The sequence below is a fragment of the Enterobacter sp. TMH.L2 genome, from assembly GCF_050847315.1.
Lineage (GTDB): Bacteria > Pseudomonadota > Gammaproteobacteria > Enterobacterales > Enterobacteriaceae > Cedecea.
The window spans coordinates 1,345,030-1,359,032 of the sequence record NZ_CP193791.1 but is presented as its reverse complement, the minus strand read 5'-3'; the positions used below and the strand labels follow the sequence as shown (position 1 = coordinate 1,359,032).

Below are 14,003 nucleotides of genomic sequence, written 5' to 3'. Positions count from 1 at the left end.
AGTTGTAAGCCGAACAAGTCCGATCAGCCAAATTGTGCGGAAATTTGCGCCGCTCCGCTCACGCCGTTATGATCGTGCCACTGCCTGTCAGACGAGCAACTTACGTGAAACATTCCCCTATACAATCCGCCAACCTCGGTTTTAACGAAGAAGGTACACCTGTATCCCGAGATTTTGACGACGTTTACTTCTCTAACGATAACGGACTGGAAGAGACGCGATACGTCTTCCTCGGCGGAAACCATCTCCCTGAACGCTTTGCAACCCACGAAAGACCGCTTTTTGTGGTCGCAGAAAGTGGGTTTGGTACCGGCCTTAACTTTTTGACTTTATGGCAGGCGTTCGATGAATTTTGTGTGAAACGTGAAGATGCCTGCTTAAAACGGCTGCATTTTATCAGTTTTGAAAAATTTCCCCTGACCGCCGCCGATCTGGCGCTGGCCCATCAGCACTGGCCAGAGCTCAGTCGCTTCGCCACCGAGCTTCAGCAACAATGGCCGCTGCCGATTCCCGGCTGCCACCGCCTGCTGCTGGACAATGGCCGCATCACGCTTGACCTGTGGTTTGGCGATATTAACGAGCTGATATCTCAGTTAGATGACACCCTTAATCAGCAGGTCGATGCCTGGTTCCTGGATGGCTTCGCGCCCTCCAAAAACCCGGATATGTGGACACAGCAGCTCTTCCAGGCCATGGTTCGCATGGCTCGCCCTGGGGGCACGCTGGCGACCTTTACTTCCGCAGGCTTTGTACGCCGTGGCTTAATTGAAGCGGGCTTCACCGTGACACGCAGCAAAGGGTTTGGCCGCAAACGCGAAATGCTAGTTGGATCTCTACAACAGCCCGTGGATACTCCTGCCCGCGCACCCTGGTACGCTCGCCCTGGCACAAGTGAACGTGAAACCGCGATTATTGGCGGCGGCATTGCCAGCGCCCTGCTCGCCCTGGCGCTGCTGCGTCGAGGCTGGAAGGTCACCCTGTATTGCGAGGATGAAGCCCCAGCCCAGGGCGCATCCGGCAACCGTCAGGGCGCACTTTACCCGCTGCTAACCGCGCATGATGCGGCGCTAACCACCTTTTTCCCGGCGGCATTCACCTTCGCGCGCCGACTGTACGATGCCCTTCCGGTAACTTTTGATCATGCCTGGTGCGGCGTAACCCAGCTCGCCTGGGATGAAAAAAGTGCCCATAAAATCGAACAGATGCTCGGTCTGAACCTGCCAGACTTACTGGCGAAGGCGGTGGATGCTGATACTGTGGCGGAAGCCTGTGGCGTGGACACGCAGTGCGGTGGCATCAGCTATCCGCTGGGCGGCTGGCTCTACCCGGCACAGCTTACCGCCGGCGCTCTTGCGCTAGCCGAACAGCAAGGGTTGAAGATTCATTTTGGATACCGGGTGACCGACTTAACGGCCGCGAAAGGCGGCTGGAAGATAGATTTTGCTCAGCAAGAGACCGCCCAGCATGCCGCCGTCGTGCTGGCCAACGGACATCAAATAAGTCGGTTTTCTCAAACTCAGAACCTGCCTGTTTATTCAGTCGGCGGCCAGGTCAGCCATATTCCTACCACGCCGGGATTAAGCCAGCTCCGCCAGGTGCTGTGCTACGACGGCTATCTGACGCCGGTCAACCCGCACAACCAGCAGCATTGTATTGGCGCCAGCTATCACCGTGGCCGGGATGAAATGACCTGGAATGCAGAAGATCAGCAGCATAATCGCCAGCGCCTGCTCGACTGTCTGCCGAATGCAGAATGGGCAAAAGAAGTGGACGTTTCAGCCAACGAAGCCCGCTGCGGCGTGCGCTGCGCTTCACGCGACCACCTTCCAATGGTGGGCAGTGTGCCAGATTATGACGCCACGCTTGAGCAATATATCGGGCTGGCCGAGGATCGTGCAAACGCAGAGCCTGCACCGGTTTACGACAATCTTTATATGCTGGGTGCATTGGGCTCACGCGGGCTGTGTAGCGCGCCGCTGGCTTCTGAGATTCTGGCAGCGCAGATGAGTGAAGAGCCTATTCCGCTGGATGCAGTCACGCTCGCGGCGCTAAACCCGAATCGGCTTTGGGTAAGGAAGCTATTGAAAGGAAAAGCGGTGAAGTGATCTTCCCTTCATCAGCTTCTCTGTAACGCTTTTATCCCCTCTCCCTTTTAGGGAGAGGGTTAGGGTGAGGGTTAAAACTTCGCCTTCTCGAAAAGCGTTTCCCACATGCCCAACACCAGCGCCTGGTCGCGCGGGGAAAGCTCACCGGCCTGAATCGCCTTTTGCAGGCTATCGCTCACCACCACATGCAGCGCGTCTGGCGTATGGTCGTCGCCGTTTTCCAGTTCGGCTACCGCCAGAGTCAGGTGCCCACGCAAATAACCGCTGGCAAACAGGTCGTCGTCACTGGCGTGCTCCACCATCTCATCAATCAACGCCAAAATACGTGACTCAAATTCCGCGATCATCATACATCCTCTTCATACAGGTGATTTTTAGTTTAGGTCTTCTGGCCAGGCAAACTGCCCGGCTTCGAGCGCAGGGGTGCCATAATACGCCCTTAACGCGTCAATCAAACGAGCCGGGCGCTCGGGGATCCCGTCTTTCAGATAAGTCATAACCTGGGCATGAACCCGGCGCTGAAACGCAATGCGGTCAGGCTCAAAATCGCCGCTCAGGTTGTCGCAGCTGACGTTAAACGGGAAGCCCGCGGCGGTGCTGAGCATCCACTCCAGCGCCTGCGGCTTCACTTCCACATCTTCGAACTTGCCCTGGGTTTCGGCGTCTCGCCCGTCCGGGCAATACCAGTAACCGAAGTCCACCAGCTTGCGGCGCTCTGCGCCCGCCACGCACCAGTGGGAAATCTCATGCATTCCGCTGGCGTAATAGCCGTGCGCGAAGACGATGCGGTTATACGGCAATTCGTCATCCGCAGGCAGATAAATAGGCTCGTCATCGCCCTTGATCAAGCGGGTATTAAACTCTGCCAGGAAGCAGCTATCGAACACGTCAATCAGTTCCTGGTAATGGTGTTGTTTGCTCATAGTGACATCATTCATTTCAGGCTATCCCTAACCAATGGAGAATTTCCGGTCCGTGGCTGTCATACAGCAGCTTGGCGCTCATTACCGCCGAAACAACGACAATCATTGGGCGAATCAGCTGCTGCCCTTTACTTAAGACGAGGCGCGAACCCGCCCTCGCCCCTAAAAATTGCCCGGCCATCATCACAAAGCCGGTGCCCCAAATCACCTTGCCGCCGATGATAAACAGCAGCAGCCCGCCAAGATTGGAGGTGGCGTTCAGGACTTTCGCGTGGGCGGTGGATTTGGCGAGGTTGAAGCCGCAAAGCGTCACAAAGGCCAGCGCGTAAAACGACCCGGCGCCGGGGCCAAAGAAGCCATCATAAAAACCGACGCAGCCCCCGGCAATTAACGCGAACGGCAAACCGTGCAGGCGGCGCTGCCGGTCTTCTTCCCCGAGCTTTGGCATCAGCAGGAAATAGAGCCCGATGCCGATAATCAGCAGCGGCAGGATCTGGCGCAAAATATCGGACTTCACGTGCTGCACCAGCAATGCGCCGCAGGTAGAGCCGATAAAGGTCATCAGAATATTGAGCTTCTGATCGGCAAGGCTGACCACCTTGCGGCGAATGAAATAGAGAGAGGCTGAAACCGAGCCGCCGCAGGCCTGTAGCTTGTTGGTTGCCAGGGCCTGAGCCGGAGACATGCCTACCGCCAGCAAAGCAGGGACCGTCAGTAACCCGCCGCCGCCCGCAAGGGCATCAATAAACCCGGCCAGCATGGCGACAAAAAACAGCGCCACCAGCAGCAGCGGGGAAACCATAAACCATTCCATTTACAGAGCGTGCTCATCCAGTAATGCCTGACAGGAGGCGGGTAGCGGCGGTGGCGTTGTCTTTTTCGGCGGCGTGCTGCCCGGTGCAGGCGGCGCGAACCAGCTTTGCAGCTCGGCCCCGCAGCCGTCTCCCGGAGGAGGCAGAGGCTGATCCTCACACTCAAGGCTGTTAGCCGGGCAGCGCAGGCGAACGTGCATGTGGGCGCGGTGGGCAAACCACGGGCGCACCTTACGCAGCCAGTCGCGGTCAGCGCCCGCATCTTCGCAAAGTCGCTGCTTAATAGCCGGGTTCACGAAGATGCGCGTCACCTCGTTATCTTTAGCCGCGAGCTTAATCAGGCTGTCGATTTCCGGTTTCCACAGCGAAGGCACCACGCGCTTGCCGTCGGCAGCAACCAAATCCAAAGCCTGAGGGCGCAGCAATTGCGCCGACGTCCAGCGAGTTTTTGGCAGTTGCAGGAAAATGTCGACATCAAGCCCGGTCTGATGGCTGGCGTGGCCGGAGCTAAAACGCCCGCCTGCCGCCATGCCCATGTCACCAATCAACACTGTCCCCAGGCCGAGCTGATTGACCTGATTACTCAGGCGCTGAATAAACATCACCAGATCGGGATGACCAAAGTAGCGACGCTGATCCGGGCGCATCACCTGGTAGCGGGCGTCCTCAAGCGGCAACGCGTGAGCCCCGACGATGCAGCCGTTGGAAAACGCGCCAATAGACTGCGCGCTACCGGCAATCGGGTGGTCGATTTTTTGCCACGGCGTCGCCGCTAGAGCCTGGGCGCTGGCGGCCAGCGCCAGCATCCCGATCAGGAGTTTGTTCATCGTCTTACCAGCGAGGCAGCGGGGAAGAAACGTCAGCGTTCTGAGCGCGCTGGCGCAGCAGGTGATCCATCAGCACGATAGCCAGCATTGCTTCTGCGATCGGCACAGCGCGGATCCCCACGCAAGGATCGTGACGCCCGCGGGTGATCATCTCCACTTCTTCGCCTTCGCGATTAATGGTTTTGCCCGGCACGGTAATGCTGGAAGTTGGTTTCAGGGCCATGTTAGCCACGATCTGCTGACCGCTGCTGATGCCGCCCAGAATGCCGCCCGCGTGGTTGCTCTGGAAGCCTTGCTGGGTGATTTCATCCCGGTTCTGGCTGCCGCGCAGGTTCACCACGCCGAAGCCTTCGCCAATTTCCACGCCTTTCACCGCGTTGATACTCATCAGCGCGTGGGCAATGTCTGCGTCCAGGCGGTCAAAGACCGGCTCACCGAGGCCCGGCGGCACGTTGTCAGCCACAACGGTCACTTTCGCGCCGATGGAGTCGCCCTCTTTTTTCAGGCCTCGCATCAGCTCGTCCAGCGCGTCGATTTTATCCGGATCCGGGCAGAAGAACGGGTTCTGCTCAACCTGATCCCAGTCTTTGATTTCCAGCGGAATATCGCCCATCTGCGTCAGGCAGCCGCGAATTTTAATGCCGAATTTCTGCTCAAGGTATTTCTTGGCAATGGCGCCCGCTGCAACGCGCATGGCGGTTTCACGGGCAGAAGAACGGCCGCCGCCGCGGTAGTCGCGCAGGCCGTATTTTTGTTCGTAGGTGTAATCCGCGTGTCCCGGACGGAACACGTCTTTGATGGCGCTGTAATCCTGGGAACGCTGATCGGTATTTTCAATCAGCAGGCCAATGCTCGTGCCGGTCGTCACGCCTTCAAACACGCCGGAGAGAATTTTGACCTGGTCAGGCTCACGGCGTTGAGTGGTGTAGCGCGAGGTGCCCGGACGGCGGCGATCGAGATCGTGCTGCAGGTCGGCCTCCGTCAGCGGGATGCCCGGCGGGACGCCGTCAACAATGCAGCCCAGCGCGATGCCGTGAGATTCACCAAATGTCGTTACGCGAAAAACCTGTCCAATACTGTTACCAGCCATCACGGCTCCTTAATCACCGTTCTAGTTATTGTGTTGTGCGCGGGAAGTAAAACGAGCCCGAAGGCTCGTCTACGTTCGGCAATTAATCTTTGTAGATACTGAAATACTCGCGAGCGTCAATCAGCTGCGCTTTAGTCAGCATAAATACGCCGTCGCCGCCGTTGTCGAACTCAAGCCAGGTGAACGGCACCTCCGGGTACTGCTCCATCAGGTGTACCATGCTGTTCCCCACTTCACAAATCAGGATCCCGCCGTCGGCCAGGTAATCCGGCGCGCAGCCAAGAATACGACGAGCCAGCTTCAGACCATCGCTGCCGGCCGCCAGGCCCAGCTCAGGTTCGAAGTGGTATTCGCCCGGCAGATCCGCCATGTCTTCTTCATCAACATACGGCGGGTTCGTCACAATCACGTCGTACTGCACTTTAGGCAGGTCGCGGAACAGGTCAGAGCGAATCGGCGTGACGTTGTGGTCCAGGCCGTGCTCGGCAATGTTCTGCTCGGCCACGGCGATAGCGTCAGGGGAAATATCAACAATATCCACTTCCGCATTCGGGAATTCATAGGCGCAGGCAATCCCGATGCAGCCGCTGCCGGTGCACATATCCAGAATGTGCTGCGGCTCGTGGTCGATCATCCCGGCAAAGCGGTTGTTAATCAGCTCTCCAATCGGCGAGCGCGGCACCAGTACACGTTCGTCCACGTAGAACTCGTGGCCGCAGAACCAGGCTTTATTGGTCAGGTAGGCAACCGGAATACGTTCGTTGACGCGGCGAATCACGCGTTCGACGATGCGGTGACGCTCGCTTGGGGTCAGACGCGCGGTGCGCATGTCTTCAGGAATATCCAGCGGCAGGTACAGACTTGGCAGAACCAGCTGAACGGCTTCATCCCATGGATTGTCGGTGCCGTGCCCATACCAGATGTTGGCGGCGCTAAAGCGGCTGACCGACCAGCGCAGCATGTCCTGAATGGTATGCAGCTCGTTTACTGCCTCATCGACGAAAATTTTATCCACGTGCCCTCCGCAGGCGACTCACGCTAGTTCAATAATAATCGGTTAGTTTGCCATGAAGGAGGCGACAAATCAGCATCCATCGACGCCGGTAGGCCGCGAAATTTGCGTTTTCTTTATTGCTGCCGGGTAAAGCAGGTAAACTGGCCGCAAAGCGAATGCGAGATGAGAGAAACATGAAAAAAAAATCACCGCTCAGTTCCGAAGATGAGGCGCTGTTTCGCGGCCTGATGGGCGGCACGAAAAAACTGGCTCAGGACACGATTGTCCACCGCCCGGTGCGCAAGAAAATAACGGAAGTGCCCGTGAAGCGTCTGCTGCAGGAGCAGGCCGATGCCAGCCACTATTTTTCCGATGAGTTTCAGCCACGCCTGGCGACCGAAGGGCCAATGCGCTACGTGCGCGAAGGCGTGAGTCATTTTGAACTGAAGAAACTGCGTCGCGGGGATTATTCTCCGGAGCTATTTCTTGATTTGCACGGTCTGACCCAGCTTCAGGCCAAACAGGAGCTGGGCGCGCTGATTGCCGCCTGCCGCCGCGAGCACGTTTTTTGTGCCTGCGTGATGCACGGCCACGGTAAACACGTCCTAAAGCAGCAAACGCCGCTCTGGCTGGCGCAGCATCCGCATATTGTGGCGTTTCATCAGGCGCCGAAAGAGTACGGCGGCGATGCCGCGCTGCTGGTGTTAATAGAAATTGAAGAGTGGCAGCCGCCGGAGCTGCCATAAGCTCAGCGCAAGGGATTCCCCTCACCCCGGCCCTCTCCCAGAGGGAGAGGGGGAAAACGATCGGGAGCAGTCCCCTCGCCCCTTTGGGGAGAGGGTTAGGGTGAGGGGGAAAATCCTGAGCACCTTAAAAGCAAAAAGAGCCGCATTCGCGACTCTTTTTTTCATGCTCACAGCAATCAGATAGCCTTAGCCACCTTGAAGTTGCAGGGGCTCATCTGCCAGTTAAACACACCTTTACCGGAATCCGGGTCCAGCGTGACGTTGGCAATGGCCGAAGTCGTAAACATCGGCGGAGCCTCTTCCGGGCAAAGCTCGGAAACCAGATAACCCACGAGCGGCAGGTGGGAAACCACCAGCGCAGATTCAACACCTTGACTTGCCAGCGCCAGCAGGTAATCCCCCACCAGGCCTACATCACCGCAGGGCCGCAGCTCTGGCAGGATGTCTTCTTTTTCCGGGAGGTTCAGCGCTTCCCGCACCACGTCCAGGGTCTGTTCAGCTCGCAGGTAAGGGCTCACCAGAACACGTTCGATACTTGCCACTTGACCCGTTAACCAGGTCGCCATCAGACGGGATTCATCACACCCACATTGGGTTAAGGGACGAACCGAGTCGCTGGCAGCGTCGAGTGCTGCGTCGCCGTGACGCATGATAAAAACTTGCATATTGCACCGCTTTTGTTAACCAGGAACGCCTGAACCCGCACGCTGAAAAAGTGGGGTTCACGGCAGCCGGGCATTGTGCCTTATCCGTACATCGAATGAAACGCTGTCTTTTACCTCAATGCTGCAAGTATAGTCAATATCTGTTTACAAAATGACCTTGCAGCGTACATTTACCGGTTTTAGCTCAGCGCTTCGTCAAGCTCGGTCACCGGCTGCGACGTCAACGCGGGCCAGAAACTAAGGTGTTGTTCAGCCATAATAATCAGCCTTTCACAGGGGCTGAACCGCTCCCCGTACTGGCTCGCTAAACGCTGTAATTTTGCCACCACATCGGCGGCCCCCAGGCTGTCCATATACCTGAACGGCCCGCCTAAAAACGGCGGAAAACCAATGCCGAAAACGCCGCCAATATCGCCATCACGTGCGCTTCTGACCACACCCTCATCGAGGCAGCGAGCGGCCTCGTTGAGCATCATCATGACGCAGCGCTCGGCGATGTGTTCCGGGGTCTGACGCCCGTTCGGCGTCACGCCTAATAGCGTGTAAATCGCTGTGTCAGGCTGTTTCTTGCTTTTACGCCCTTTTGCAGGATAAAGATAGAAACCGCGACCATTTTTTCTTCCTTTGCGATCGTCCTTCAAGATTGCATCCACGGTATCAGGCGCGGCAAAGCGATCGCCGAAAGCCTGCTGCAGAATCGGGATAATCTTCGTGCCGACGTCTATCCCAACCTCATCCAGCAATTGTACCGGCCCCACCGGGAAACCGAACTTCACCAGCGCATCGTCAATGCGCTCGATCGGCTCACCTTCCGTGAGGCAGCGCAGCGCTTCATTAACATAAGGCGCAAGAATGCGATTGACGTAAAACCCGGCGCTGTCGCCTACCACAATCGGTGTTTTGCCCTGTTTTTTCGCCAGCTGCACGGTCGTGGAAATGGTTTCCGCGCTAGTCCCTGCATGAGGAATCACTTCGACCAGCGGCATTTTGTCTACAGGGCTGAAGAAATGCAGGCCAATAACCTGCTGCGGGCGCGCTGCCTGAGCGGCAATATCGGCAATCGGCAGCGAAGAAGTATTCGAGGCAAAAACGGTGTGCGGTGCGGCATACTGTTCAACCTCAGCCACCATTTTTTGCTTCAGCGCCAGATCTTCAAACACGGCTTCCACCACAATATCTCGCTGGCTAAAGCCGTGGTAATCGGTTCCACCGGAGATACGTGCCAGTTCGCGCTGGCGCTCAGCAGGCTTCATATGGCGACGACGGACTTTCTTCTCCAGCAGATCCCAGCTGTATTTCAGCGCGTGGTTAATGCCTTCGTTGTTAATGTCCTTAATGCGCACCGGAAGCTTGCCTTTGGTGGCCGTCACATAGGCGATCCCGCCGCCCATTAATCCCCCCCCCAGCACGCCGACAGAATTTAGTTTGCCGGGTTTTGCTTCACCGCCATACTCTTTTTTCAACTCCGTACTGGCAAAGAACAGGCCGCGCAAAGCGGCAGATTCGGGAGACATGGCCAGCTCACCAAACGCTTTGGCCTCGGCCTCATAGCCGCTTTTGCTCCCTTGCTCCAGCCCGGTGCGGATGACCTGGATAATGCGGCCCGTTGCCGGGTAATTGCCCTGCGTCTTCTCTTCGGTCTTCTTGCTGACCATGCTAAACAAGAGCGAGCGCCCCAGCGGCCCGGCGAGTACGCGTTCTTTTACCGGCAGTTCACGCGAAGGTTTCCGCCCTTTAAGCGCCAGCTCAACAGCGGCCTCAAGCAAAATAGATTCGGGCACCACGTCATCCACCAGCCCCAGCTTCAGGGCCTGACGCGGGCGCAGTTGCTTGCCGGTCAAAATCATGTCCAGCGCATTGCTGACGCCTATCAGGCGAGGTAAACGCTGAGTGCCGCCCGAACCCGGCAGCAGGCCCAGTTGCACTTCCGGCAGGCCAAGCAGCGTTTTAGGTGAATCGGTGCAAATGCGAACGTGACAGGCAAGCGCCATCTCCAGGCCACCACCCAGGCAGGCGCCGTGAATCGCGGCCACCACCGGGATCGGCAGCGCGGCGATTTCTGCCATGATCTGCTGCCCCTGCCTCGCCAGCTCTTGGGCTTCTTCAGCCGTTTTGCAGCCGCCTATCATGTTGATGTCGGCCCCGGCGATAAAGTTGTCCGGTTTGCCGGAGATAAATACCAGCCCCTGCACGCTCGGGTTGTCGCGCAGTTTTTTTATAATGCTGTGTACCTGCGCCCCAAATTCAGCCTTCAGGGTATTCATTTTTTCGCCCGGAACGTCGATGGTCACTACGGCAACGTTATCCAGTCGGATGTGTAAGTCGAATGCGCCTTGCTGTGCCATCACTCCACCTCCAGAACCATTGCCGCACCAAGCCCACCGGCCGCACACGCGGTAACGAGGCCAAAGCCTCCCCCGCGGCGACGCAGTTCATGCAGCGTCTGGGTAATCATCCTTGCGCCCGTCGCCGCAAATGGATGCCCGTAGGCGATCGACCCTCCCAGCACGTTAAATTTCGCGTCATCGACTTCGCCCGTGGCGTGAGCCCGGCCCAGCACATTGCGGGCAAAGTTTTCACTGGAAAGCATTTTCAGGTTGGCTAACGTCTGCGCGGCAAAGGCTTCGTGCATATCAAACAGGGTCAAATCATTCAGCGTAATGCCCGCGCGCTCAAGCGCCAGCGGCGTCGCCCACGCCGGGCCAAGCAGCATATCCTGCCAGACATCAATGGCGGTGAACGCGTAGCTGCGCAGGAAACCGAGCGGCTTGAGGCCAAGCTCTTTTGCCCGGGATTCGGTCATCAGGATCACGGCCGCAGCGCCGTCCGTCAGCGGCGTACTGTTAGCCGCGGTCACGGTGCCGTGCTTGCGGTCAAACGCCGGACGGAGTTTTGCATAATCGGCGAGGCTGGAGCCTTTACGCACGTTGTTATCTTCAGCGAACGGCTGACGATAGGGAGGAATAAACGCCGTCATCACTTCATCGGCCAGCTTTCCTTCCTGCCAGGCCTGGGCGGCACGCTCGTGGGAACGATGTGCCAGCGCGTCCTGCTGTTCGCGAGTGATGCCGTGAGTTTTCGCCATCTGCTCAGCGGTATCCCCCATACGCAGACCGGTAGAATATTCAGCCACGGCGGGAGGAACTGGCAAAAGATCGCGAGGACGTAATTTGGAAAACAGTTTCAGCCGCTGCCCAAGCGTGCGCGCTTTGTTCACGTCCACCAGCGTGCGGCCCAGCTTTTTGCTGACGCCAATAGGCAGCACTGAAGAGGAATCTGCGCCACCTGCAATCCCGGCGCGAATGGTACCAGCCATCAAACTTTCGGCTACGTTTGCAACGGCCTGGAAACTTGTGGCGCAGGCACGGCTGACGCTGTAGGCATCGGTATGGACGCTCATGCCGGTCGCCAGCACGATTTCACGGGCAATGTTTGGCGCTTCCGGCATTTGTACCACCTGGCCAAAGACCAGTTGCTCAATCGCCTCGGGCGGTACTTCGCTGCGGGCCATTAGCTCGCTCACCACCATATTGCCGAGATCGACGGCGGGAATACCATGAAAAGCCGTGGCCTGACGGGCAAACGGCGTGCGTAAACCACTGACAATGGCAATACGATCGCCCTGGCGGGTAATCAACGGCAGTGCCTGACTCATAACGCTCCCCTGCTAAAAAAAGTGAATACAGACAAAAAGTGGTCTGACCTGATCACAGTCTTAACTAAAAATTCACATCCAGCCAACCAGCGGGCGAGAAAAATGGGAGAAGCGACACGAATTATTACATAACGAAATGAACGCCCCCGCTTTACACGGGGGAATTAGAGAGCGGGAATTTAACGCAGGCCGAGCTGGAAGATCATCGTTTCAGCCTGGCAGCTAAACTGGAAATCAATATCCAGCTGCACGCCGTCGGCGACTTCGGTGTAGCGCGGTGTAATCTGGCAAGGTTCAGACTCAACGTCACGGGCTTTAGCCGTTAACGCAGCCAGGACTTCATCGGCTTCTGTTTTGCTAGTAAATACACGGCTGTAGGAGGCGATGCAATCTGTGTTGTCGATAATGGAACCGACATCAATGCAGCAGCAAACCGGGGTTTCATCGGCGGTATTTTTACTCATCACGCTTTCCTCTGTAATGCGGCTTAAAATAGGAGAATGGTTAAAATAATTGTGGCTATTTTACGCCCGCCGTTGCATCTGCTCCAGTTGATAATCCTCACAAAACCGACAAGTGACGGAAATCACACTTAAAAATGATCTAAAACAAATAACATCCCCGCTTTGATGAGAAGTTCCCCCCAATTTTGCCACTCAGATCCCGTTTTCAAGATCAAACATGAAAAACTTTAGAAACAAACTTGCAACATCCTCGCTGGTCAGACCTATACTCTCGCCACTGGTCTGATTTCTCTGTACCCGATCAGTCCCTACTATTCGCGCTCCTGTTACGGTATGTAACATTGTTTGCATAAAAATAAATCAATGAGGTTTTGGTCATGAGCCAGAAAAACCTGTTTACAAAGTCAGCCCTCGCGGTTGCAGTGGCAATAGTCTCCTCCCAGGCGTACGCCGCCGGCTTTCAATTAAACGAGTTCTCTTCCTCTGGCCTTGGCCGAGCGTATTCGGGGGAAGGTGCAGTTGCGGATAATGCGGGTTCAGCAAGCCGCAACCCCGCTACCATCATGATGTTCGATCGCCCTTCTTTCTCCGCTGGTGCTATCTTCGTTGACCCGGACGTTGATATTTCCGGCCGTTCGCCGTCAGGCAAAAGCCTGGATGCGAAAAACATCGCGCCAACCGCATGGGTCCCTAACCTGCACTTTGTGGCGCCGATCAACGACCAGTTTGGCTGGGGTGCGTCCGTCACCTCCAACTACGGCCTGGCCACCGAATATAATGACAGCTACGCAGCAGGCTCGATGGGCGGTACCACCGACCTGACGACCCTGAACATGAACCTGAGCGGCGCCTACCGCCTGAACAGCAACTGGAGCTTCGGCCTCGGTTTCGACGCGGTTTATGCTAAAGCGAAGATTGAGCGTTACGCAGGCGACCTGCCGCAGTTGATTGCTGGCAACCCTGCGTCTCCACTGACTCCAGCTCAACGCCAGGCTATCGGGACACTGCCCGCTGATACTCAGATTGCCCACCTGAAGGGTGATAAATGGGGCTTCGGCTGGAACGCCGGGATCCTGTATGAAATTGATAAAAACAACCGCTACGGCTTTACCTACCGTTCAGAAGTCAAAGTCGACTTTGACGGTGACTATAAGAGCAGTTTACCTGCGGCGTTTAACCCGCTGCTGTCTAACTTTGGTCTGCCTTCCGGAACCAACGGTGCAACCGTTCCTGGCTCTCTGAGTCTACACCTGCCAGAAATGTGGGAACTGTCCGGCTATAACAAAGTGGCGCCTAAATGGGCCGTTCACTATAGTCTGACCTACACCAGCTGGAGCCAGTTCCAGGAGCTGAAGGCAACCGGCAGCAACGGCCAGACGCTGTTCTATAAAGATGAAGGCTTCAAAGATGCTTACCGCATCGCGCTGGGTACCACCTACTACATGGACGACAACTGGACGTTCCGTACCGGTATCGCGTTCGATGACAGCCCGGTGCCGGCTAACAAGCGTTCTATCTCCATTCCGGACCAGGATCGCCTGTGGCTGAGCGCCGGTACCACCTATGCGTTTAACAAAGACGCGTCTGTGGACGTAGGCGTTTCCTACATGCACGGTCAGAAAGTCAATATCGAAGAAGGCCCATACACCTTCAAATCAGAAGGTAAAGCCTGGCTGTACGGCGCTAACTTCAACTACGCGTTCTAAGTTACTGCCCCGAAAA

13 protein-coding genes are annotated in these 14,003 nt (G+C 56.7%); 3 read left to right on the top strand and 10 right to left on the bottom strand.

From position 1 onward, the window contains the following. Positions 1 to 104: 104 nt before the first annotated feature. The gene (mnmC, locus tag ACREYP_RS06550) at positions 105 to 2,105 is read left to right on the top strand and encodes a bifunctional tRNA (5-methylaminomethyl-2-thiouridine)(34)-methyltransferase MnmC2/FAD-dependent 5-carboxymethylaminomethyl-2-thiouridine(34) oxidoreductase MnmC1 (RefSeq protein ID WP_336819266.1); all 2,001 of its coding nucleotides are present in this window, start codon (positions 105 to 107) and stop codon (positions 2,103 to 2,105) included. A gap of 71 nt (positions 2,106 to 2,176) precedes the next feature. Here mnmC and ACREYP_RS06545 read toward each other — a convergent pair whose 3' ends face one another. The 6 genes from ACREYP_RS06545 to prmB all read right to left on the bottom strand — a co-directional run bounded on the left by ACREYP_RS06545 (position 2,177) and on the right by prmB (position 6,772). After that, a complete protein-coding gene (locus tag ACREYP_RS06545) occupies positions 2,177 to 2,452 on the bottom strand; it encodes a YfcL family protein (protein WP_008459691.1) in 276 nt (91 codons plus the stop codon). Between the two features lie 27 nt (positions 2,453 to 2,479). Beyond that, positions 2,480 to 3,028, bottom strand: a complete 549-nt coding sequence (locus ACREYP_RS06540) for an elongation factor P hydroxylase (protein ID WP_008459689.1) — start codon at positions 3,026 to 3,028, stop codon at positions 2,480 to 2,482. 16 nt (positions 3,029 to 3,044) lie between these two features. Continuing rightward, positions 3,045 to 3,842, bottom strand: coding sequence for a sulfite exporter TauE/SafE family protein (locus tag ACREYP_RS06535; protein WP_213712843.1), 798 nt, complete (start codon positions 3,840 to 3,842; stop codon positions 3,045 to 3,047). Beyond that, complete coding sequence (gene mepA / locus ACREYP_RS06530; RefSeq protein ID WP_008459685.1) at positions 3,843 to 4,667, bottom strand: penicillin-insensitive murein endopeptidase; 825 nt, start codon at positions 4,665 to 4,667, stop codon at positions 3,843 to 3,845. Positions 4,668 to 4,671: 4 nt separating this feature from the next. Next, entirely contained in the window at positions 4,672 to 5,757 is a 1,086-nt protein-coding gene (aroC, locus tag ACREYP_RS06525; protein ID WP_008459684.1) for a chorismate synthase, read from the bottom strand. An 82-nt stretch (positions 5,758 to 5,839) separates the two neighbouring features. Further along, on the bottom strand, positions 5,840 to 6,772 hold the full coding sequence (prmB, locus tag ACREYP_RS06520; RefSeq protein WP_008459683.1) for a 50S ribosomal protein L3 N(5)-glutamine methyltransferase: 933 nt from the start codon (positions 6,770 to 6,772) through the stop codon (positions 5,840 to 5,842). A gap of 173 nt (positions 6,773 to 6,945) precedes the next feature. On the opposite strand from prmB, the gene smrB reads away from it, so the two are divergent. Further along, positions 6,946 to 7,497: an endonuclease SmrB gene (smrB, locus tag ACREYP_RS06515; protein ID WP_008459682.1), complete on the top strand. Its 552-nt coding sequence runs from the start codon at positions 6,946 to 6,948 to the stop codon at positions 7,495 to 7,497. 176 nt (positions 7,498 to 7,673) lie between these two features. Here the strand turns inward: smrB and sixA are convergent, their stop codons facing one another. The 4 genes from sixA to ACREYP_RS06495 all read right to left on the bottom strand — a co-directional run bounded on the left by sixA (position 7,674) and on the right by ACREYP_RS06495 (position 12,281). Continuing rightward, positions 7,674 to 8,162: a phosphohistidine phosphatase SixA gene (gene sixA / locus ACREYP_RS06510; RefSeq protein ID WP_008459681.1), complete on the bottom strand. Its 489-nt coding sequence runs from the start codon at positions 8,160 to 8,162 to the stop codon at positions 7,674 to 7,676. Between the two features lie 179 nt (positions 8,163 to 8,341). Continuing rightward, complete coding sequence (gene fadJ, locus ACREYP_RS06505) at positions 8,342 to 10,507, bottom strand: fatty acid oxidation complex subunit alpha FadJ (protein WP_166872125.1); 2,166 nt, start codon at positions 10,505 to 10,507, stop codon at positions 8,342 to 8,344. Further along, positions 10,507 to 11,817, bottom strand: coding sequence for an acetyl-CoA C-acyltransferase FadI (gene fadI, locus ACREYP_RS06500; RefSeq protein WP_008459679.1), 1,311 nt, complete (start codon positions 11,815 to 11,817; stop codon positions 10,507 to 10,509). Before fadI ends, fadJ begins: the two co-directional genes overlap by 1 nt. Positions 11,818 to 11,996: 179 nt before the next feature. Next, entirely contained in the window at positions 11,997 to 12,281 is a 285-nt protein-coding gene (locus tag ACREYP_RS06495; protein ID WP_008459678.1) for a YfcZ/YiiS family protein, read from the bottom strand. Between the two features lie 377 nt (positions 12,282 to 12,658). Between ACREYP_RS06495 and fadL the strand changes: the two genes are divergently transcribed. Beyond that, positions 12,659 to 13,987: a long-chain fatty acid transporter FadL gene (gene fadL / locus ACREYP_RS06490; protein WP_336819270.1), complete on the top strand. Its 1,329-nt coding sequence runs from the start codon at positions 12,659 to 12,661 to the stop codon at positions 13,985 to 13,987. The last annotated feature ends 16 nt before the right edge of the window (positions 13,988 to 14,003 follow it).

Excerpts from the sequence above, each read along its gene's own strand:
- fadL (WP_336819270.1), top strand. The coding sequence starts at position 12,659 with ATGAGCCAGAAAAACCTGTTTACAAAGTCAGCCCTCGCGGTTGCAGTG.
- fadJ (WP_166872125.1), bottom strand. The coding sequence starts at position 10,507 with ATGGCACAGCAAGGCGCATTCGACTTACACATCCGACTGGATAACGTT.
- ACREYP_RS06535 (WP_213712843.1), bottom strand. The coding sequence starts at position 3,842 with ATGGAATGGTTTATGGTTTCCCCGCTGCTGCTGGTGGCGCTGTTTTTT.
- smrB (WP_008459682.1), top strand. The coding sequence starts at position 6,946 with ATGAAAAAAAAATCACCGCTCAGTTCCGAAGATGAGGCGCTGTTTCGC.
- ACREYP_RS06540 (WP_008459689.1), bottom strand. The coding sequence starts at position 3,028 with ATGAGCAAACAACACCATTACCAGGAACTGATTGACGTGTTCGATAGC.
- ACREYP_RS06545 (WP_008459691.1), bottom strand. The coding sequence starts at position 2,452 with ATGATCGCGGAATTTGAGTCACGTATTTTGGCGTTGATTGATGAGATG.
- mepA (WP_008459685.1), bottom strand. The coding sequence starts at position 4,667 with ATGAACAAACTCCTGATCGGGATGCTGGCGCTGGCCGCCAGCGCCCAG.
- fadI (WP_008459679.1), bottom strand. The coding sequence starts at position 11,817 with ATGAGTCAGGCACTGCCGTTGATTACCCGCCAGGGCGATCGTATTGCC.
- ACREYP_RS06495 (WP_008459678.1), bottom strand. The coding sequence starts at position 12,281 with ATGAGTAAAAATACCGCCGATGAAACCCCGGTTTGCTGCTGCATTGAT.
- sixA (WP_008459681.1), bottom strand. The coding sequence starts at position 8,162 with ATGCAAGTTTTTATCATGCGTCACGGCGACGCAGCACTCGACGCTGCC.
- aroC (WP_008459684.1), bottom strand. The coding sequence starts at position 5,757 with ATGGCTGGTAACAGTATTGGACAGGTTTTTCGCGTAACGACATTTGGT.